Origin of the sequence: Collinsella phocaeensis (genome assembly GCF_900119895.1) — a bacterium.
In the GTDB taxonomy this organism is placed as follows: Bacteria; Actinomycetota; Coriobacteriia; order Coriobacteriales; family Coriobacteriaceae; genus Collinsella; species Collinsella phocaeensis.
Genome location: NZ_FQLR01000004.1, coordinates 902,984 through 923,013 on the forward strand (window position 1 = coordinate 902,984; position 20,030 = coordinate 923,013).

Genomic DNA, 20,030 nt, shown 5'->3' on the forward strand with positions numbered 1-20,030 from the left:
CGCATCGGCTCCGTACCCCGCGAGCCGAAGCAGCCGGGCCACGGCCCGGCGCTGCGAAGGTATACTTGAGCGCAATCATACGCATAGGGGAGTTCGAGATGGATAGGAAACGTATGCAGCGCTACGAGGGGTGCGCGTTGAACGGGATCGAGCCGGCGCCTGCCGCCCTCGAGGTCCTGTCCGCCCTCGAGGAGGCCGGCCTCGAGGCGTGGATCGTCGGCGGCTGGGTGCGGGACGCCCTGCTCGGCAACGCGGGCCACGATATCGATATCTGCTGTTCCGGCTCGTGGCGGAGCAGCGCCGCCGCTCTTGAGGCGGCGGGCATCGCGGTCATCGAGTCCGGCATCAAGTTCGGCGGCATCACCGCCGTGCTGCGCGGCGAGCGCTTCGAGGTGACGTCGTACCGCTACGACGGCTTCTACACCGACGGGCGCCACCCCGACGAGGTCAAGCTCGCATCCCGGGTGGAGGAGGACCTCGCCCGGCGCGACTTCACCGTCAACGCGATGGCATGGCACCCCGCACGCGGACTGCTCGATATCTACGGGGGCGCCGCCGACCTGGCCCGCGGCCTCATCCGTGCCGTGGGCGACGCGGCCACGCGGTTCGAGGAGGATGCGCTGCGGATGCTGAGGGCCGTTCGCTTCGCTTGCAGGCTTGATTTCTCTATCGAGGAGGCCACGGCCCGGGCCCTCGCCGCGTGCTCCCCGCTGCTCGATGCCGTCGCTCGCGAGCGCGTGGGCGTCGAGCTCGGCGGCATCCTGGTCACGCGGCATGGCGGGGACGCGCTCAGCCGTTATCCCGAGTTGATGTGCGCCGCCGTGCCGGAGCTCGCGCGCATGCGCGGGTTCGATCAGCACAGCGTCTACCATGCCTACGATGTCTACGAGCATACGGTGCGCGTGCTCACCGTGGCTGGCGAGCTGTCGCGTTTCCGCATCGACGGGGGGGATCCGCTCGCACCGCCTTCGCCGTCGCTCATGTGGGCCGCCCTCCTGCATGACGTGGGCAAGCCCTCTTGCTTCACGCAGGACGAGTCGGGGCGCGGCCATTTCTACGGGCATCCGGAGTCGGGGGAGCGCATCGCACGGGATATCTTGGGCCGCCTTGCCGTCCCGGGCGAGGTCGCTCGGGACGCCTGCCTGCTCATCCGCTATCACGACACGCCGCTGCGCGCCGAGCGGCAGGACCTGCTGCGCATGATGGGCAGAATGGCGGGCGCGGGGCGCGACACCGCGCGCCTCATGGGGGAGCTCTTCGACCTCAAGCGCGCCGACACCCTCGGCAAGGCACCCTCGTGCTTCTACTACGTGGAGGAGATCGAGCGCATGCGCGAGATGGTCCGCGAGCTTATCGCGAACGGAGAGCCGTACAGCGCCGCCACGCTCGCGCTCACGGGCCGCGACCTGATCGCGGCAGGCGTTGCGCCCGGACCCCGGATCGGACAGATGCTCTCCGCCGCGCTCGACGCGGCGATCTCCGGCGTGGTGCCCAACGAGACCGCGGCGCTGCTGTCTTGGCTCGACCTGTGAAGCACTTCTGCTGCATGCCTGCGCAGCAGGTGTTCTCGGTTGGTCCGAGCGGCCGCGAGGCGTAAGGTAAGGCGTCCGTGTTTCGAGCGCCGGAAGGCACGCGCGAGGGGAACCGTCTATGCAACCGATCAATCGATACGCCGCGTCAGCCCCGACGTCGCCTGCCCCCGCCTGCCTGACGCGTCGCGCCCTCGTCGGCGCCGCCGCGCTGGTCGGTCTCGGCGGATGCGCCGTCTTCCCTGATGCGGGCGCGGACTCCGCATCCGACGGCGTCGATCCGAACCGCACGGTGACCATCGCGATGAGCCCGGAGAGCGAGCCTGCGGCCGGTTTCGATCCGCTCGTCTCGTGGGGCTGCGGCGAGCACGTGCACGAGCCGCTCATCCAGTCCACGCTCGTGGTAACCGATGACGCCATGAACGTCACCTGCGACCTGGCCACCGAATTCCTCTGCAGCGACGACGGCCTCGTGTGGACGTTCACGATACGCGACGACGCCGTGTTCTCCGACGGCGAGCCCTGCACGGCGGAGGACGTGGCCTTCACGGTCGATCGCGTCGCCCACGGCGATACGTCCCAGGCCGACCTCTCCATGGTGGACGCCGCGGTCGCACTGGACGACCGTACCGTCGAGCTGCGGCTCTCGCGCCCGCACAACGCGCTGCTCTACACGTTGGCCGTCTTGGGGATCGTGCCCGCGCACGCGTACGGCGACGGCTACGGCTCCGCGCCGATCGGCTCCGGCCGATATCTGCTTGAGCGCTGGGACCGTGGACAGCAGGTGGTGTTGACCGCGAATCCCGGTTACTACGGCGCCGCCCCCGCCATGGAGCGCGTCGTCGTGGTGTTCATGGAGGAGGACGCGGCGCTGGCCGCCGTCCGCGCGGGCGAGGTCGACCTCGCCTACACGAGCCCGGTCCGCGCCTCGGAAGATGTCGCGGGCTACGAGCTCGTGGCGTACGACACGGTCGATTCGCGCGGCATCTCGTTGCCGACGGGCCCGGCGGGCGGCACGAAGGTCGTCGACGGGGACGTGGCGTATGACGCCGGCAATGCCGTGACGAGCGATGTCGCGGTGCGGCGCGCGATGGTCACCGGCGTCGATCGGGCCGCGTTGATCGATGAGGTGCTGAACGGTTACGGGACGGTCGCGTACAGCGTCGGGGACGGTATGCCCTGGTCGAGCGACGACATGCGCGTCGAGTGCGACGCGGGAGCCGCCCGCCGCATGCTGGAGGAGGCGGGGTGGCTGCTCGGCTCCGACGGCGTGCGCGCACGGGACGGCCTGCGCGCATCCATCGACCTGTGGTACACGGCGGGCGATTCGGCGCGCCAGGCCATCGCGCACGCGTTCGCCGACCAGATGTCCGAGCTGGGTATCGAGGTGTGCCCGCGCGGGGCGAGCTGGGACGAGATCTACCTGCACCAGTATGCCAGCCCGGTCCTGTGGGGCTGGGGCTCGAATGCCCCCATCGAGGTCTACGAGCTGCATCATTCCAAGGGTTGGGGCAATTACGCATGCTACGAGAGCGACGCCGTCGACGCCTGGCTCGATGCGGCGCTGGCCCAGCCGGAACTCACGGATTCCTATGACCTGTGGAAGCGCGCGATGTGGGACGGAACCGAGGGCGTGGCGCCGCAGGGCGCGGCGACCTGGTGCTGGCTCGCCAACGTCGATCACCTGTACTGGAAGCGCGAAGGGCTCGACGTCGCCGAGCAGAAGCCGCATCCGCATGGGCACGGATGGTCGGTCGTGAACAACGTGGATCGCTGGAGTTGGGCCTAGGGATGCTCGGCGTCCGCTTCCGCTTGTGGAATGCAGGGCGCTTCGTCCCGCGGGAGGCGCACACGAGAAAGAAGGGGAGAAGAGATGGCGCGAAACGTCCTGAGCGGTGCCGTTCGGCTGGCGTTGCTGCTGCTCGCGGTGAGCTTCGTCACCTTCACCCTGGTCGCCGTCTCGCCGGTCGACCCGGTCCAGGTGAACGTGGGGCAAGTCGCCTACCTTACGATGGGCTCGGCTCGCAGGGCCGCGCTCCATGAGCTGTGGGGAACCGATGAGCCTCTCCTTGCCCGCTACGGGTCCTGGCTTGCGGGCGCGTTGCGCGGCGACCTGGGCACGAGCCTGCGATTCAACGCCCCCGTCGCCCAGGTCCTGGGAGAGCGCCTCGCTGCGTCCGCGCTGCTGCTGGTCGCCTCCTGGATGCTCTCGGGCGCGCTCGGATTCACTTTAGGGGCCGTGGCCGCCGTGCGCCGCGCCTCGATAGCCGACCGCGCCGTCTGCGCCCTGTGCTACGTGCTCTCGGCGACACCCGCCTTCTGGCTCGCCCTCCTCGCGCTCATGGTCTTCTCGGTCGAGCTCGGATGGTTCCCGATCGGGTTCGCCGCGCCCGTCGGCGTCGGGCCCGAGGACGTCTCGTGGGCACTCCGCCTGCACCACCTTGCGCTGCCGGCGCTCATCCTCTCCCTCACGGGCATCGCCCCGGTGGCCCTCCATACGCGCGACAAGGCGATCGAGGTTCTGGAGAGCCCCTATGCGCGCTTCGCCCGTGCCCGTGGGGAGAGCGAGCGGCGCATCGTGCTGTGCCACGGGTTGCGCAACGTCGCCGCCCCGGCCCTCATGCTGCAATTCGCCTCCGTGGGGGAGGTCGTAGGCGCCTCGGTCCTCGTCGAGCAGGTGTTCTCGTATCCCGGTCTTGGCCAGGCTGCGGTCGCCGCAGGGTTAGGCGGGGATGCGCCCCTGCTCGTCGGCATCGCATTGCTCACGACCGCTCTCGTGTTCGCGGGCAACGCCCTCGCCGATATCCTGCACGGCGCGGTCGATCCTCGCGCGAAGGGGGCCGACGTCCGTGCCGCGCGCTGATCTCCCGGCGGCCGAGGGGTCCCTGCACGTCCTCCCCGCTGATACCCGACGTTTCTGCGCGCCCCGCGCGCGCCTGCTCGCCTTCTGCGCCGCGATCGCCGTCGTCATGGTGTCCGGGGCCGTCCTCTACGACTCCGCCATCTCGACGGATTTCGCCGCCGCATATCTGGCTCCCTGCTGGGAGCATCCGTTCGGTACTGATTGGATGGGGCGCGACATGCTTGCCCGCACCGTGAGCGGGCTGGCGGTGTCGCTTGCCGTGGCGCTTGTCGCCGCTGCCGCCACGTCGGTCGTGGCCCTGCTGCTCGCGCTCGTCGCGGCGCTCGGGGGCAGTTGGGCCGATGCCGCTGTGGCGTGGCTTACCGACCTGGTTCTCGGAATCCCCCATATCATCCTGCTTATCCTTATCTCGTATGCGCTGGGCCGCGGCGCGGCGGGCGTGCTCGTCGGCCTCGCGCTCACGCACTGGCCCGCGCTTTCGCGCGTGCTGCGCGCCGAGCTCGTCGAGCTGCGATCCCGGCCGTATATGGCGTGTTCGCGCGCCCTCGGCGTCTCAAGGCTGTCTCTTGCGCTGCGGCATGGGCTTCCGGCCATCTTGCCCCAGTACCTCGTGGGGCTCGTGCTGCTGCTTCCGCATGCCGTCCTCCATGAGGCTTCCATCACGTTTCTCGGGTTCGGCTTGTCTCCCGAGCAGCCTGCCATCGGCGTCATCCTTTCTGAGGCCATGGGTTATCTTTCCTCGGGGTCCTGGTGGCTTGCGGTGTTTCCCGGGCTCGCCCTGCTCGCCGCCGTGCTCGCGTTCGAACGCGCGGCGGCGTCGCTGCGTGCCCTCGTGCTGCCTGCGGAGGTGAGAAGATGAGAGGTGCCGACGACAACCTTCCCGCATCGATGGGGCCCCTGCTTTGCGTCGAGGGCCTGTATGCCGCGTACCGGGGCGATGCCGCGCGCCGCGCTGGCGATGCGGCGGACGCAGACGGCTGGGTGCTCCGCGACCTGTCGCTGAGCGTCTCGCGCGGCGAGCTGCTGGCTGTCGTGGGCGCCAGCGGAGCGGGCAAGAGCGTGCTCGCGGATGCCCTGTTGGGGCTCTTCGGGCGGGATGAGGAGGTTCACGGGACCGTCCGCTTCGAGGGGCGCCCCCTCGATGCCTCGGCGCTCGCGGCGCTGCGCGGTAAGGGGATTTCGCTCGTCCCCCAGAGCGTGTCCTGCCTCGATCCGCTCATGCGGGTGGGCGCTCAGGTGCGCGGCGTCCCCCGTGGCCTCACGAGGTCCGAGCGCTCCTGCGATCGCGCCCGCCGCGCCGCGCGGCAGCGCGCGCTGTTTGCCGCCTACGGTTTCGATCGCGCCGTCGAGGACCTCTATCCGCACGAGCTCTCGGGCGGGATGGCGCGTCGCGTGCTGTTGATGTGCGCCCTTGTCGAGGAGCCGGAGCTGCTCGTCTGCGACGAGCCCACGCCCGGCCTCGACATGGACCTCGTCGAGCGCGCGGCCCTCGACCTGCGCGCCTTCGCGGACACGGGCAAAGGCGTTCTCATGATCACGCATGATATAGAGCTGGCCCTGCGGACGGCCGATCGCATCGCGGTCTTTTACGACGGCCGGGTGGTCGAGGAGGTTCCCGTCGCTGCGTTCGAAGACCCTGCGTCTTTGAGGCATCCGTTCAGCCGGGCGCTCTGGCACGCGTTGCCCGAACACGGCATGGTGCGGCCGTCGAGGTCGAGAGAGGGGGAGGGCGCATGGCGCTGACGGCTGCGGACATCCGCTTCTCCTACGATGCTGCGGTCACCGTGCTGGACGGCGTGTCGCTTGAGGTCCGTCCTGGCGAGCGGGTGGCTCTGGTCGGCCCGTCGGGGGCGGGGAAGACCACGCTCTGCCGCGTCCTTGCGGGGCACCTTGAGCCCTGTGCGGGCCATGTGGAGGCGGACGGCGAGCCGGTGTCGATCCGCCGCACCGCAGGTCCGCTGCCGGTGCAGCTCGTGTGGCAGCATCCGGAGCAGGCGTTCGACCCGCGTCTTGCGCTCGGGGCATCCCTGAGGGAGGCCGGCGACCTCGATACCCCACAATCTCGCCGCGTGCTCGATGCCTTGGGCATCCGTGCGGACTGGCTCGTCCGCCGCCCCTGCGAGCTCTCGGGTGGGCAGCTTTCCCGCCTGTCCGTCGCGCGCGCTCTCATCGCTCGTCCGGCGTACCTCATCGCCGATGAGGTTTCCGCCATGCTCGATGCGGTGACGCAGGCCGAGCTGTGGGGAGCGCTGCTCGAGCTTCAGGGGGAGCGCGGCTTCGGCATCGTTTTGGTGTCCCATAGCGCGGCGCTTGTCGGGCACGTGGCCACCCGCATGGTGGCCCTGTAGGGTCGGAGTCGCCCGCATATGCGGGTCTCGATGCTGCTCTATGTATCTCGATATAAGCCTCTGACCTGTGCAGTCCATAGTAAATGCACAAAGTTGGGAAAAGTTAGAATTGATGCTTGCGCTATCTGGGGTCCTCACCTAATATATTTTCTCGCGCAAGGGAGCGCAGACAACAACCCGATGGGATGTCGTCTAATGGCAGGACAGCGGATTCTGGTTCCGTCAATGGGGGTTCGACTCCCTCCATCCCAGCCAGTTGCTGTTCTCCTGAGCTCACGGCCCGTTCGTCTAGCGGTTCAGGACGCCGCCCTCTCAAGGCGGAGATCACCAGTTCGAATCTGGTACGGGCTACCACGAGTCTCCGGGACACTCTGAGTCCCTTACATACGGCCCGTTCGTCTAGCGGTTCAGGACGCCGCCCTCTCAAGGCGGAGATCACCAGTTCGAATCTGGTACGGGCTACCAACAAGCACAGCGGCCTGCGGGTCGCTGTTTTGTTATGGCGAGGCCCCTTCGTCTCCAAGATGCACCGACATCCCGGTCCCCGGCGTCCGTTCGGTGCGAAGATAATCTTACATTACGCTTACGGTCTGATGATCCTGCCGGCCCGTGTATGGACGCTAGGTAGAATGGGGCGATTTTATTTCGACTGCGGCGCGAAGACATGTCAAGAAATGGACTGCATCCCCATGCCGCTCGCCGTATCCGGAGAGGGGTGCGGCGAGCGGCATGGGGATGCGGGATTGCGGTGCGCGCGGCGTTCCTGCACGCTGTCGCGTATCTAGGCGTTAAGCCTATGCGTTATCAGGAACGGACTCGGTGTCCCCGTCTTCCTCGAGGCAGGCGGATGAGATTCTGCACTTGAGCTCATCGATGCCGGCACCCGTCTGGGACGAGGTGATGAAGATCCGGTCTCCGGAAAGGCCCAGCTGCTTGCGGATGCTCGCAAGCTGCTTCATCTGCTGGCTGCGGCTGAGCTTGTCCGCCTTGGTGAGCGCGACGACGAAGTTGAAGCCGCCCTCGCGCAAGTACTCGACCATCTCGAAATCGAGCTTGCTGGGATCATGCCTGATGTCGACGAGCGAAACGATGAGGTTGAAGCTTCTCGGACTGTCCAGGAACTCGCCGATCAGGCGGGCCCAGCGGTCGCGCTCTGATTTGGAGCGCTGGGCAAACCCGTAGCCCGGCAGGTCGACGAAGTGGATGCCGTCGGCCTCGAAGAAGTTCACGTTTGCCGTCTTGCCCGGCGTGCTCGAGACCTTGACCAGGCCCTTGCGGCCGAACAGCTTGTTCATGATGGATGACTTGCCCACGTTGGAGCGGCCAACGAAGCAGACCTCGGGGCACGTCGACGCGGGGATCTGCGAGGTCTTGCCGTAGCTTGCGACGAAGTGGGCGAGGTTGTAGTTGATATCGGATTCGGCCATGGGCCCTCCTCGGTTCTCGTTCGTCCCGCGTGCGCGGGCCCGTCGTTACAGGTCGGCGATGTCTTCGTTCTCGAGCGCGCGGATGATGTCGAGCGTGACGGAGCTTGCCGTGCGGGCGTACTCGTCCAGGTCGAAGACGCGTTCGCAGAGGGCGTCGTAGGCCTCGTCGCAGTTGTCGGAGATGGCGCGCAGGACAAGGCAGGCGACCTCGTTTTTAGCGGCGACGTGGGCGACGGCCGCGCCCTCCATCTCGACGCAGTCGGCGCCGGTGGCGGCGATCGCCGCCTCGCGCATGGCAGGGCCGGTCACGAATCGGTCGCCGGTCGCGATGGTTCCCAGCAGGTAGCGGGGCGCATCGATGGGTGCGCCGTCAGCAAGGTCGACGTAGCCGTGCGCGGCGAGGACGGAGCGCGCCATGCACGCAAGGGCGGGAGTCGATGCGAATTCCTCGAGCTCCGGTGCGCTCTCTGCGATGAGGGCGGTATCGGTGTCGAGGTAGCGCAGGGTCCCGCCGACGACGACGTCGCCGATATGCAGGGCGGGGTTGAGCCCTCCGGCGATGCCCGAGAACAGGAGCGCCTCCGCCCCGTACCTGCTCACGAGGTGCTGCGCCGCGGCCGCGGCGTTCACGGTGCCCATGCCGGCGACCGTCGCCACCACGCGGACGGATCCAAGAGAGCCCTCGACCACCGTAAGGCCGGCCTCCTTACGTTCGGTGCCTTCTGCGAGCTCTGCGAAGATCTGGCGGACCTCTTTCTCGAGTGCGCCGATGACGGCGACGGTGCGTGCCATATCGCTCCAATCCGGGCGGCGATTCGATGCGCTGCGCCCTGATGTGACCTGTGGGAATCCTGTCGTACCTATCCTACCTGCTCGAGTCGATCCGTGCCGCGTCGCGCGCGACCCCACACGAATCGTCCGGGCGAAGCCGCTCGCCGCATGCAGCTATTTTGTTTTGAGCATGTTCTCTTTGGGTACGGGTCCCCCGATTGCGGTACCCTTCTCTCTAGGATATTTGATGACTGGACGCTCGCGTCGCCGATCGGTTCCGCACCTTGCCGTCGGCGCGACTTGAAGGGAGCCCACTACATGGCAGATCTCACCGAACGCTTCGGCACGATGGTCTTCTCCGAAGACGTGATGAAGCGCTGGCTGCCCAAGGACATTTACAAGAAGCTCGCCGCGACCATCGAGGAGGGCCAGCCGCTCGACCTGGACGTGGCCAACGCCGTGGCGCACGCCATGAAGGAATGGGCGCTGCTCAACGGCGCCACGCACTACGCGCACTGGTTCCAGCCGCTCTCGGGCATCACGAGCGAGAAGCACGACAGCTTCCTCGAGCCCAACCACGACGGCACGGCGATCACCAAGTTCTCGGGCAAGGCGCTCATCAAGGGCGAGTCCGACGCTTCGAGCTTCCCCAACGGCGGCCTGCGCGCCACCTTCGAGGCGCGCGGCTACACGGTGTGGGACGCTACCAGCCCCGCGTTCATCAAGGACGACGTCCTGTGCATCCCCACGGCCTTCTGCTCCTACACCGGCGAGGCGCTCGACAAGAAGACGCCGCTGCTGCGCTCCATGACGGCCCTGGACATCCAGGCGAAGCGCGTGCTCGCGCTGTTCGGCAAGCATCCGAAGAAGGTCGTCCCCAACGTGGGCGACGAGCAGGAGTACTTCCTCATCAAGAAGGACGCCTACCGACGCCGCCGCGACCTGGTCATCTGCGGCCGCACCCTCTACGGCGCCGCGCCCGCCAAGGGCCAGGAGCTGGAGGAGCACTACTTCGGCGCGATCCGGCCCACCGTCTCGGCGTACATGAAGGACCTCGACGATGAGCTCTGGGCGCTCGGCATTCCCGCGAAGACCAAGCACAACGAGGTCGCTCCGTGCCAGCACGAGCTGGCCCCGGTGTACTCCGAGCTGAACGAGGCCGTGGACAACAACCTCCTCATCATGGAGAAGATGAAGCTCATCGCGAGCCGCCACGACCTGGTGTGCCTGCTGCACGAGAAGCCCTTCGAGGGCATCAACGGATCGGGCAAGCACAACAACTGGTCGCTGGGCACCGCCGACGAGAACCTGCTGGATCCGGGCGACACGCCCGAGGAGAACCTGCAGTTCATCGTGTTCCTCACCGCGGTGATCGAGGCCGTGGACAAGTATCAGGACCTGCTGCGCGCGAGCGTCGCCAGCTGCGGCAACGACCATCGCCTGGGCGCAGATGAGGCGCCCCCGGCGATCATGTCGATCTTCTTGGGCGACCAGCTCACCGAGGTGGTCGAGATGATCATGGACGGCGAGGCTTCCGTCCACGCCACCACCGACACGCTGGATCTTGGCGCCGTGGTGCTGCCCAATCTCGAGCAGGACAACACGGACCGCAACCGCACCAGCCCTTTCGCCTTCACCAACAACAAGTTCGAGTTCCGCGCCGTGGGCTCCGAGGCGAACGTCTCCGACGCCAACATGGTGCTGGATACCGCGGTGGCACAGGCGCTGCGCGACTTCGCCGACGCCCTCGAGGGCACGCCCGCCGAGGGCTTCCATGAGGCTGCGCTCGATTACTGCGCCGAGCATCTGCGCGAGCACCGTCGCATCCTGTTCTCGGGTGACGGCTACTCCGATGCGTGGCATGCGGAGGCCGAGGAGCGCGGGCTGGTCAACCTGCCCACCACGGCCGAGGCGCTGCCGGCGTTCGTGGCGCCCAAGAACCTCGCGCTCTTCTCCGAGATGGGCGTGCTTACCGAGGCGGAGGCGGTGTGCCGCTACGAGGTCAAGCTCGAGAAGTACAACAAGCTCATGAACATCGAGGCCACCACGATGGTCCGCGAGGCGCGCCGCACGTACCGCCCGGTCATCACCGCGTACGCCACCAAGGTGGCCAAGGGCCTGGAGACCATCCGCGCCGCTGGCGCTGAGGCCGCCATGGCGTTCGAGCAGGCCACGCTGAATGAGCTGTGCTCGGGCATCACCGCGATCAACATGTCCATCGCCAAGCTCGATGAGCTGCATGCGAGGGCGGAGGGCATTGTCGACGGGCAGGCCCAGGCCGAGGTCTACGCCCACGAGGTGGTGCCCGCCATGAACGAGCTGCGCCGCGCCGTGGACGCGATGGAGGAGATCGTCGCCGCCGACTACTGGCCCGTCCCCACCTACGACGACATCCTGTTCTACGTGTAGCCCCTCAGAAAGGGGACAGGCACTTTTCTGAGGGCTCATCGCATCGAGGCTGACAGGCCCGGCACCGTTCTTGGCGGTGCCGGGCCTGTTTGCGTCTGCCTCAGAAAAGTGCCTGTCCACTTTCTGAGGTCTCGATCTGAGGCTACAGCGCGAGCTCGCGGGCGACCTCGTCTGCACAGGCCAGGGCGTCGGCGATGGCGTTGACTACCAGCGAGGAGCCGGTGCGCGCATCGCCGCAGGCGAAGACCGCGGCCCCCGGCGCGCCCTGCGTCTTGGGGACGCAACGGTGGGAAGATCCCTCCATGACGGGCAGGGGGCGTCCCTGGTCGGAGACGAGTGCGCCGAAGGCGTCGAACGTGCTCGCCTCCGGGCCGGTGAAGCCGCAGGCGATCAGCACCAGCTGCGCGGGCAGCGTGCGCTCTGTTCCCTCTAGGCGTCGGGGCTTGCCGGTGCTCCAGTCCAGATCGACCACGACGGCGCCGGTCGCGGCTCCGGATTCGTCACGTGCGATCTCGATCGTGTCGACGCCCCAAGAGCGCATCTCGCCGCCCATGAGGTCGATGGCCTCCTGCTGGCCGTAGTCCGTCTTGAGTGCGCGGGGCCATTCGGGCCACGCGTCGCCCGGGCGCGGATTCGCGGGCGGCTTCGGCAAGAACTCGAGCTGGGCGAAGGAGCGCGCGCCCTGGCGCACGGCGGTGCCCACGCAGTCGTTGCCCGTGTCTCCGCCGCCGATCACCACGACGTCCAGGCCTTTCGCGCTGATTCGGGGCTCGGCGCCGTCGAGCAGCGAGCGCGTGGCGTCCGTGAGGTAGTCCACGGCGAAGACGACGCCCGCCCCTTTCGCCCCCGCGGCGCCGATGCCGCGCGCGGCACGCGAGCCGGCGGCGATCACCACGGCGTCGAACTCGTCGAGCAGCTTGCCCGCGATCGCGGGGTTGGCGGCATCCGTCTTCAGGCGAAACTCGACGCCAAGCTCTTCCATAAGCTCGGTGCGGCGCCCGACCACGCTCTTTTCGAGCTTCATGTTGGGGATGCCGTACATCAGCAGGCCGCCCGCGCGGTCGTCGCGCTCGATGACGGCGACCTGCGCGCCGCGGCGAGCGAGCTCCCAGGCGCAGGCAAGGCCGGCGGGGCCGGATCCCACTACGGCGACGCGCGGCGCACCTTCCGGCGCGGGTTCGAAGCGGGCGGGCCCGCCATGGGCCCATTCCCAGTCCGAGATAGCGCGCTCGTTATCGTGGATGGTGGTGGGCTCGCCGTCGACCACGTTCAGGTTGCAGGCCGCCTCGCAGAGCGCGGGGCACACGCGGCTGGTGAACTCGGGAAGGGGGCTGGTGAGGGCCAGGCGCGCGGCGGCGCGGTCCCATTGGCCGCGGTACACCAGCTCGTTCCACTCGGGGATGAGGTTGTGCAGAGGGCAGCCGCTGGGGCGCGCGGCGCCGAACGAGATGCCCGTCTGGCAGAACGGCACGCCGCACTTCATGCAGCGGCCGGCCTGCGCGCGGCGCGCGTCCTCGTCCAGCTCCACGTAGAGCGGGTCGAAGTCGCGGACGCGCTGGGATACGGGGCGCAACGCGCACGCTGCGCGATCGATGTCGAGAAAGGCTCCGGGTTTACCCATGGTCTAGACCTCCTTCTGGTAGCTGGCGCCGGCGGACTGCTGCATGACGCGCTCGTATTCGATGGGAACCGCCTTGACGAAACGGTCCTTGACGGCCTCGAAGCGATAGAGCAGCTTGATGCCGCGGGGGCTCTGCGTGGCGGCGACGTGCTCTTCGAGCAGGGTGCGAATCCGGTCGAGCTCTGCGTCCGCGGGCGCGCGCAGCGCGATGCCGGCGTCGTTGATGCGGTCGGGCAGGGTGCCGTACTCGTCGTAGACGTAGGCGACGCCGCCGGTCATGCCCGCGGCGAAGTTGTGGCCGACCTCGCCCAGCACCAGCACGCACCCTCCGGTCATGTATTCGCAGCCGCAGTTGCCCACGCCTTCCACCACGGCGACGGCGCCGGAGTTTCGCACGGCGAAGCGCTGTCCGGCCAGGCCGTTGATGTAGGCGCGACCACCCGTGGCACCGATGAGCGCGACGTTGCCCACGATCACGTTCTCGTCGAACTTGTAGCTCGCGGTGGCTTTGGGGCGCACGGAGAGCGAGCCGCCGGAGAGTCCCTTGCCGAAGTAGTCGTTCGCGTCTCCCTCGACGTTCAGGGTGATGCCGGCGGGCAAGAAGGCGCCGAAGCTCTGGCCCGCGGAGCCATCGCAGTCGATGGTGATCGACCCTGCCGGGAGCCCGTCGGGGTGCGCCGCGGTGACGGCATGGCCCAGCATGGTGCCGACGCAGCGGTTGATGTTGGCGATGTCGGCGCGGAAGCGTATCGGGCGCAGGTGCTCGCGCGCCTCGGCGGTGTGGGGGATGAAGAGCGTGGCGTCCAGCGTGCGTTCGAGCTGGGAGTCGGCAGCCATCTCGGGCAGGTAGTGCGGGCACGCGGCGCCCGGCAGATGGCTGCCGAAGCTGCAGGCGGCCGGTGCCAGCACGGCGGACAGGTCGACGCGGTTCGCTTTGTCGTTGCCCGCGACCGCAACCTGGCGCAGGCACTCCACATGCCCCACCATGTCCTCGACCGTGGCGAAGCCCAGGCGCGCCATGACCCCGCGCAGCTGCTCGGCCACGAAGAGCATGAAGCGCTCGACGTGTTCGGGCTTGCCGGCAAACCCGCGGCGCAGGCGGCAGTTCTGCGTGGCGATGCCCGCGGGGCAGGTGTCCTGCTGGCAGTCGCGCTGCATGAGGCAGCCCATCGCGATGAGCGGCATGGTGGCGAAGCCGAACTCCTCGGCGCCGAGCAGGCAGGCCACGGCGACGTCCGTGCCGTCCATGAGCTTGCCGTCGGCCTCCAGCACGACGCGCGAGCGCAGGCCGTTTTGCACGAGCGTCTGCTGCGCCTCGGCCAGGCCCAGCTCGAGCGGCAGGCCCGCGTGCCAGATCGAGTCGCGCGGCGCGGCACCGGAGCCGCCGTTGTGGCCGCTGATCAAGATCTTGTTGGCGGCGCCCTTGGCCACGCCGGTGGCGATGGTGCCCACGCCCGCTTCGCTCACGAGCTTGACGCTGATGCGCGCGCCGGGGTTGGCGCACTTGAGGTCGAAGATCAGCTCGGCGAGGTCCTCGATGGAGTAGATGTCGTGGTGGGGCGGGGGAGAGATGAGGCCGATGCCGGGGGTCGAGCGGCGCACCTCGGCGATCCAGGGGTAGACCTTCTTGCCGGGCAGGTGGCCGCCCTCGCCGGGCTTGGCGCCCTGGGCCATCTTGATCTGGATCTCGGTCGCGCTGGCCAGGTAGCGGCTCGTCACGCCGAAGCGCCCGCTCGCCACCTGCTTGATGGCGGAATTCCTGGAGTCGCCGTTGGCGAGCGGCGTCTCGCGGGCGGGATCCTCGCCGCCCTCGCCGGAGTTGGAGCGGCCGTGCAGGCGGTTCATGGCGATGGCCATGCACTCGTGGGCCTCTTGGCTGATGGAGCCGTAGCTCATGGCGCCGGTGTTGAAGCGCGTGGCGATGCTGCGCGCGCTCTCCACCTCGTCGAGCGGCAGCGGCGTGCGCCCGGCGTCGTCGAAGTCCAGCAGGTCGCGCAGGCGCACGGCGCGGCCCGGGCGGTGCAGGCGCGCGCTGTAGGCCGCGAAGTCCTCGGAGCTGTCCGTGCGGACGGCGCGCTGCAGCAGGTAGATGGTCTGCGGATCGATGAGATGGTCCTCGCCGCCCAGCGGGCGCCAGCTGGTGAGGCCCAGGGAGGGCAGCTCGTCCGGGGCCGCCGAGCGCGCGACGGAAACCGCCGCGTCGAACCTGCGCTCGAGTTCGTCTTGAATCTGGGGCAGGCCGAGTCCGCCCACGCGGCTCACGGTGCCGGTGAAGTGGTGCTCGACGAGCTCGTCCGCCAGGCCGACGGCCTCGAAGATCTGAGCCGAGTGGTAGCTCTGCGCGGTGGAGATGCCCATCTTGGACATGATGCCCACCATGCCCGCGACGGCCGCGCGGTTGTAGTTGGAGATCGCCTCCTCGGCGCCCAGGGCTCGGCCGGATGCATCGGCAAGGTCCCCCTCCCGTGCCATCGCCTCGATCTGCGCGTGCGCCTCGTAGGGGAAGATGCCGCTCGCCGAGTAGCCCACCAGGGCGGAGAAATCGTGGGACGAGACGGCGTCCCCGCATTCCACGATGATGTCCGCGAAGGTGCGCAGCCCGCAGCGGATGAGGTGGTGGTGCACCGAGGACACCGCGAGCAGCGAGGGGATGGGCAGCTCGTCGGCGCCGGCGCGGTCGGACAGGGCGATGATGTTGGCGCCGCCCCGCACGGCCGCCTCGACCTGGGAGCCCAGCCGTTCCAACGCGGCCTCGAGCGCGCCGGCGCCGCTGTCGTGCGGGAACACGGCGCGGAACCGGGCGCTCTTGAAGCCCGTGTGCCGTATGGAGACGATGCTCTCGAACTGCTCGCGGGTGAGCAGCGGGGCGTCCAGGCGGATGAGCTGGCAGGTGTTGCGGCAATCTTCAAGCAGGTTGCCGTGGTTTCCCAGGTAGAGCACGGTGGAGGTGACGTGGGCCTCGCGCAGCGCGTCGATGGGCGGATTGGTGACCTGGGCGAAGAGCTGGTAGAAGTAGTCGAAGAACGAGCGCGTCTTGCTGGAGAGGCAGGCGAGCGGCGCATCGATGCCCATGGAGGCGAGCGGCACCTTGCCCGTGGTCGCCATGGGGCGCACGATCTCGTCCACGTCATCCCAGTGGATGCCCAGCTTGGTGGCGCGCACCGCCGGCGTCACGTCCGCGTCCTCCGTCGGGCCTTCCTGCGCGCGTCCGCGTTCGCGCTGTGCGCGGGCGAGGTCGTCCAGGGTGAGGGTCTCCTCGTCGATCCAGTCGCGGAACGGCTTGAGCTTGGCCATCTGGTCGCGCAGCTGGTCGTTGTAGCGCACGCGGCCCGCCTGCATGTCGACCTCGAGCATCTCGCCGGGCCCCAAGCAGCCGCTGGTCAGCACGTTCGCGGGGTCGACCTCGATGGTGCCCACCTCCGAGGAGAGCAGGAAGCGGTCGTCGCGGGTCACGTAGTAGCGCGCGGGGCGCAGGCCGTTGCGGTCGAGCGCGGCGCCCAGGGTGCGGCCGTCGGTGTAGGCGATCGCGGCGGGGCCGTCCCAGGGCTCCATGAGCATGGACTGGTAGGCGTCGTAGGCACGGCGCTCGGACGACAGCGCATCGTTGTTGTCCCAGGGCTCGGGAACCAGCAGCGAGACGGCGCGCGTCATGGGGCGCCCGTTCATGACGAGGAATTCAAGCACGTTGTCCAGGATCGCGGAATCCGAGCCCTCGCGGTTGATGATGGGCAGCACGCGCTCGAGGTCGCGCTGCAGGACGGGGGAGTACAGGTTCGGCTCGCGGGCGCGGATCCAGTTGACGTTGCCCTTGAGCGTGTTGATCTCGCCGTTGTGGATGATGAGGCGGTTGGGATGCGCGCGCTCCCAGCTCGGCGTGGTGTTGGTGGAGTAGCGCGAGTGGACGAGCGCCACGGCGGTCTTGACCGCGGCGTCGTTGAGGTCCGTGTAGAACCTGCGCATCTGCGTGGCCACGAGCATGCCCTTGTAGACGATGGTGCGGCTCGACATGGAGCACGCGTAGAAGATCTTCCCCTCAAGGGCGGGGCAGGCGTCGGCGCGCTTCTCGATGGTGCGGCGGCAGATGTAGAGCGTGCGCTCGAAGTCGTCGCCGGCGTTCACGCCCTCGGGTCTTCCCAGAAACGCCTGCATGATGGTGGGCATGCAGGCTTGCGCGGTGGACCCCAGGTCATGAGGGTCGACCGGTACCTGGCGCCAGAACAGCAGGGGCACGCCGCAGGCGGCGCAGCCCTCTTCGAAGACGCGCCTGGCGTCGGTCACGCCCTGCTCGTCTTGAGGTAGAAACAGCATCGCCACGCCGTAATCGCCCTCTTCCGGGAGGATCTGGCCGCACTTCTGGGCCTCTTTGCGAAAGAAGCGGTGCGGGACCTGGAAGAGGATGCCTGCGCCGTCGCCGGTGTTGCGCTCGAGCCCGACGCCGCCGCGGTGCTCGAGGTTGACGAGGACGGAGAGGGCGTCGTCGAGGATCTGGTGGCTCTTGTGCCCGTTGATGTTCGCGAGCGCGCCGATGCCACAGGCGTCGTGCTCGAATTCGGGGCGCCAGAGGGTGCGGGCACGCTCATCTGATCGGACGCGCCGCTCGGGCGGCTCATATGCTTGCATGGCAGTCATGGATGTGCTCCCTTTCATGTGTTCGCATGCGTGCAATCTCGGCGGCATATGGTATGTGGACGATTTTTCTATCTTTTTGCTGGGTTGTTGCCCGCTCGTTTCGAAACGCACATGCAACGAAGCGTGCGTAATCTGCAGCATGTCCTGCACGACGGGCCGCGCACGCCGCGGCCGACGAGAAGGGAGCTCGGTATGGCCGACCTCACCGCCCGCTTCGGAACCAAGGTGTTCTCCGAAGACGTCATGAAGCGCTGGCTTCCGAAAGATGTGTACAAGAAGCTCGCCGCGACCATCGAGGAGGGCGAGCCGCTCGACCTGGACGTGGCCAACGCCGTGGCGCACGCCATGAAGGAATGGGCGCTGCTCAACGGCGCCACGCACTACGCCCATTGGTTCCAGCCGCTCTCGGGCATCACGAGCGAGAAGCACGACAGCTTCCTCGAGCCCAACCACGACGGCACGGCGATCACCAAGTTCACCGGCAAGGCGCTCATCAAGGGCGAGCCGGATGCGTCGAGCTTCCCCAACGGCGGCCTGCGCGCCACCTTCGAGGCGCGCGGCTATACCGCATGGGACGCCACCAGCCCCGCGTTCATCAAGGACGAGGTCCTGTGCATCCCCACGGCGTTCTGCTCCTACACCGGCGAGGCGCTCGACAAGAAGACGCCGCTCCTGCGTTCCATGACGGCGCTCGACCGCGAAGCCAAGCGCGTGCTCGCGCTGTTCGGCAAGACGCCGAAGAAGGTCGTCCCCAGCGTGGGCGACGAGCAGGAGTACTTCCTCATCAAGAAGGACGCGTATCGCCGCCGCCGCGACCTGGTCATCTGCGGCCGCACCCTCTTCGGCGCCGCGCCCGCCAAGGGCCAGGAGCTCGAGGAGCACTACTTCGGCGCGATCCGGCCCACCGTCTCGGCGTACATGAAGGACCTCGACGATGAGCTCTGGGCGCTCGGCATTCCCGCGAAGACCAAGCACAACGAGGTCGCTCCGTGCCAGCACGAGCTCGCGCCCGTCTACTCCGAGCTCAACGAGGCCGTGGACAACAACCTCCTGACGATGGAGAAGATGAAGCTCATCGCGAGCCGCCACGACCTGGTGTGCCTGCTGCACGAGAAGCCCTTCGAGGGCATCAACGGGAGCGGCAAGCACAACAACTGGTCGCTGGGCACCGCCGACGAGAACCTGCTCGATCCGGGCGACACCCCGCTCGAGAACCTGCAGTTCATCGTGTTCCTCACCGCGGTGATCGAGGCCGTGGACAAGTATCAGGACCTGCTGCGCGCGAGCGTCGCCAGCTGCGGCAACGACCATCGCCTCGGTGCCAACGAGGCGCCCCCGGCGATCATGTCGATCTTCCTGGGCGACCAGCTCACCGAGGTCGTCGAGCTCATCATGGACGGCGAGGCGAGCGTGCACGCCACTGCCGGCGTGATCGATCTGGGCGCCGTGGTGCTGCCCGACCTGGAGCGGGACAACACCGACCGCAACCGCACCAGCCCCTTCGCCTTCACCGGCAACAAGTTCGAGTTCCGCGCCGTGGGCTCCGAGGCCAACGTGTCCGACGCCAACATGGTGCTCGACTGCGCCGTGGCGGCGTCCCTGCGCGATTTCGCCGACGCTCTCGAGGGCGTGCGCGCCGAGGACTTCCAGAAGGAGTCGCTCGCGTACTGCGCCCAGCATCTGCGCGAGCACCGCCGCATCCTGTTCTCCGGCGACGGCTACTCCGACGCCTGGCCCATCGAGGCCGAGAAGCGCGGCTTGAGCAACTTCCGCACCACGGCCGACGCTCTGCCGTCGTTCGTCGCGCCGAAGAACCTCGAGCTGTTCGAGAGCCTGGGCGTCCTGTCCCACGCCGAGGCCGTCTGTCGTTACGACTGCAAGCTCGAGAAGTACAACAAGCTCATGAACATCGAGGCCACCACGATGGTCCGCGAGGCGCGCCGCACGTACCGCCCGGTCATCACCGCGTACGCCACCAAGGTGGCCAAGGGCCTGGAGACCATCCGCGCCGCCGGCGCCGAGGCCGTGATGCAGTGCGAGCAGAACACGCTCAACAAGCTGTGCTGCGGCGTCACCGAGATCAACGAGTCCATCAAGGCGCTTGATGCCCTGCATAAGGAAGCGGAGGCCATCGAGGATGCGCAGGGGCAGGCCAACCTGTATGCGCACAAGGTCGCTCCCGCGATGGAGCGCCTGCGCCGCGCCGTGGACGCGATGGAGGAGATCGTCGCCGCCGACTACTGGCCCGTCCCCACCTACGACGACATCCTGTTCTACGTGTAGCCCGCTCAGAAAGGGGACGGCTCAGAAAGGGGACAGGCACTTTTCTGAGCTGCTCTCAATTTAGGGACAGGCACCGAATTGAGGTGCTGAGGAGATGCCGGATTCCGTGCCCCGCCCTCCCGTACGGGAAGGCGGGGCACTTCCTTATCG

The 20,030-nt window shown here is 68.0% G+C and carries 12 protein-coding genes and 3 tRNA genes; 11 read left to right on the forward strand and 4 right to left on the reverse strand.

The annotated features are described in order from the left end of the window. The first annotated feature begins 98 nt into the window (after positions 1–98). The 9 genes from BQ7355_RS05915 to BQ7355_RS05955 all read left to right on the forward strand — a co-directional run bounded on the left by BQ7355_RS05915 (position 99) and on the right by BQ7355_RS05955 (position 7,205). Positions 99–1,532 carry a CCA tRNA nucleotidyltransferase gene (locus BQ7355_RS05915; protein WP_143761768.1) on the forward strand — a complete coding sequence of 478 codons (1,434 nt, stop codon included), beginning with the start codon at positions 99–101 and terminating at the stop codon, positions 1,530–1,532. A gap of 118 nt (positions 1,533–1,650) precedes the next feature. Beyond that, complete coding sequence (locus BQ7355_RS05920; RefSeq protein ID WP_072415356.1) at positions 1,651–3,318, forward strand: ABC transporter substrate-binding protein; 1,668 nt, start codon at positions 1,651–1,653, stop codon at positions 3,316–3,318. An 84-nt stretch (positions 3,319–3,402) separates the two neighbouring features. Then, positions 3,403–4,392: an ABC transporter permease gene (locus BQ7355_RS05925; protein WP_072415357.1), complete on the forward strand. Its 990-nt coding sequence runs from the start codon at positions 3,403–3,405 to the stop codon at positions 4,390–4,392. Further along, entirely contained in the window at positions 4,379–5,251 is an 873-nt protein-coding gene (locus BQ7355_RS05930) for an ABC transporter permease (protein ID WP_240307334.1), read from the forward strand. Before BQ7355_RS05925 ends, BQ7355_RS05930 begins: the two co-directional genes overlap by 14 nt. Further along, positions 5,248–6,135 (forward strand): ATP-binding cassette domain-containing protein, encoded by an 888-nt coding sequence (locus BQ7355_RS05935; RefSeq protein WP_072415358.1) that lies wholly within the window; start codon positions 5,248–5,250, stop codon positions 6,133–6,135. The genes BQ7355_RS05930 and BQ7355_RS05935 overlap by 4 nt, the downstream gene beginning before the upstream one ends. Next, on the forward strand, positions 6,126–6,740 hold the full coding sequence (locus BQ7355_RS05940) for an ABC transporter ATP-binding protein (RefSeq protein WP_072415359.1): 615 nt from the start codon (positions 6,126–6,128) through the stop codon (positions 6,738–6,740). The genes BQ7355_RS05935 and BQ7355_RS05940 overlap by 10 nt, the downstream gene beginning before the upstream one ends. 181 nt (positions 6,741–6,921) lie before the next feature. Then, positions 6,922–6,995 (forward strand) — tRNA-Gln (locus BQ7355_RS05945). Between the two features lie 22 nt (positions 6,996–7,017). Then, positions 7,018–7,094: transfer RNA gene (locus BQ7355_RS05950), tRNA-Glu, on the forward strand. A gap of 34 nt (positions 7,095–7,128) precedes the next feature. Beyond that, positions 7,129–7,205 (forward strand) — tRNA-Glu (locus BQ7355_RS05955). A 329-nt stretch (positions 7,206–7,534) separates the two neighbouring features. On the opposite strand, the gene yihA is transcribed toward BQ7355_RS05955, so the two are convergent. Both yihA and mtnN read right to left on the reverse strand, forming a co-directional pair. Beyond that, on the reverse strand, positions 7,535–8,167 hold the full coding sequence (yihA, locus tag BQ7355_RS05960) for a ribosome biogenesis GTP-binding protein YihA/YsxC (protein ID WP_072415360.1): 633 nt from the start codon (positions 8,165–8,167) through the stop codon (positions 7,535–7,537). 45 nt (positions 8,168–8,212) lie between these two features. Then, positions 8,213–8,959, reverse strand: coding sequence for a 5'-methylthioadenosine/S-adenosylhomocysteine nucleosidase (mtnN, locus tag BQ7355_RS05965; protein ID WP_072415361.1), 747 nt, complete (start codon positions 8,957–8,959; stop codon positions 8,213–8,215). Positions 8,960–9,256: 297 nt separating this feature from the next. On the opposite strand from mtnN, the gene BQ7355_RS05970 reads away from it, so the two are divergent. After that, positions 9,257–11,347, forward strand: a complete 2,091-nt coding sequence (locus BQ7355_RS05970; RefSeq protein ID WP_072415362.1) for a glutamine synthetase III family protein — start codon at positions 9,257–9,259, stop codon at positions 11,345–11,347. Between the two features lie 142 nt (positions 11,348–11,489). Here the strand turns inward: BQ7355_RS05970 and BQ7355_RS05975 are convergent, their stop codons facing one another. Continuing rightward, the gene (locus BQ7355_RS05975) at positions 11,490–12,968 is read right to left on the reverse strand and encodes a glutamate synthase subunit beta (RefSeq protein WP_072415363.1); all 1,479 of its coding nucleotides are present in this window, start codon (positions 12,966–12,968) and stop codon (positions 11,490–11,492) included. 3 nt (positions 12,969–12,971) lie between these two features. After that, complete coding sequence (gene gltB, locus BQ7355_RS05980; protein WP_072415364.1) at positions 12,972–17,597, reverse strand: glutamate synthase large subunit; 4,626 nt, start codon at positions 17,595–17,597, stop codon at positions 12,972–12,974. A 192-nt stretch (positions 17,598–17,789) separates the two neighbouring features. On the opposite strand from gltB, the gene BQ7355_RS05985 reads away from it, so the two are divergent. Continuing rightward, the gene (locus BQ7355_RS05985; protein ID WP_072415365.1) at positions 17,790–19,880 is read left to right on the forward strand and encodes a glutamine synthetase III family protein; all 2,091 of its coding nucleotides are present in this window, start codon (positions 17,790–17,792) and stop codon (positions 19,878–19,880) included. Positions 19,881–20,030: the final 150 nt, after the last annotated feature.

Bases quoted from the DNA above. Each gene is read 5' to 3' on its own strand.
- BQ7355_RS05915 (WP_143761768.1), top strand. From the start codon at position 99: ATGGATAGGAAACGTATGCAGCGCTACGAGGGGTGCGCGTTGAACGGG.
- BQ7355_RS05920 (WP_072415356.1), top strand. From the start codon at position 1,651: ATGCAACCGATCAATCGATACGCCGCGTCAGCCCCGACGTCGCCTGCC.
- BQ7355_RS05925 (WP_072415357.1), top strand. From the start codon at position 3,403: ATGGCGCGAAACGTCCTGAGCGGTGCCGTTCGGCTGGCGTTGCTGCTG.
- BQ7355_RS05935 (WP_072415358.1), top strand. From the start codon at position 5,248: ATGAGAGGTGCCGACGACAACCTTCCCGCATCGATGGGGCCCCTGCTT.
- BQ7355_RS05940 (WP_072415359.1), top strand. From the start codon at position 6,126: ATGGCGCTGACGGCTGCGGACATCCGCTTCTCCTACGATGCTGCGGTC.
- yihA (WP_072415360.1), bottom strand. From the start codon at position 8,167: ATGGCCGAATCCGATATCAACTACAACCTCGCCCACTTCGTCGCAAGC.
- mtnN (WP_072415361.1), bottom strand. From the start codon at position 8,959: ATGGCACGCACCGTCGCCGTCATCGGCGCACTCGAGAAAGAGGTCCGC.
- BQ7355_RS05970 (WP_072415362.1), top strand. From the start codon at position 9,257: ATGGCAGATCTCACCGAACGCTTCGGCACGATGGTCTTCTCCGAAGAC.
- BQ7355_RS05975 (WP_072415363.1), bottom strand. From the start codon at position 12,968: ATGGGTAAACCCGGAGCCTTTCTCGACATCGATCGCGCAGCGTGCGCG.
- gltB (WP_072415364.1), bottom strand. From the start codon at position 17,597: ATGACTGCCATGCAAGCATATGAGCCGCCCGAGCGGCGCGTCCGATCA.
- BQ7355_RS05985 (WP_072415365.1), top strand. From the start codon at position 17,790: ATGGCCGACCTCACCGCCCGCTTCGGAACCAAGGTGTTCTCCGAAGAC.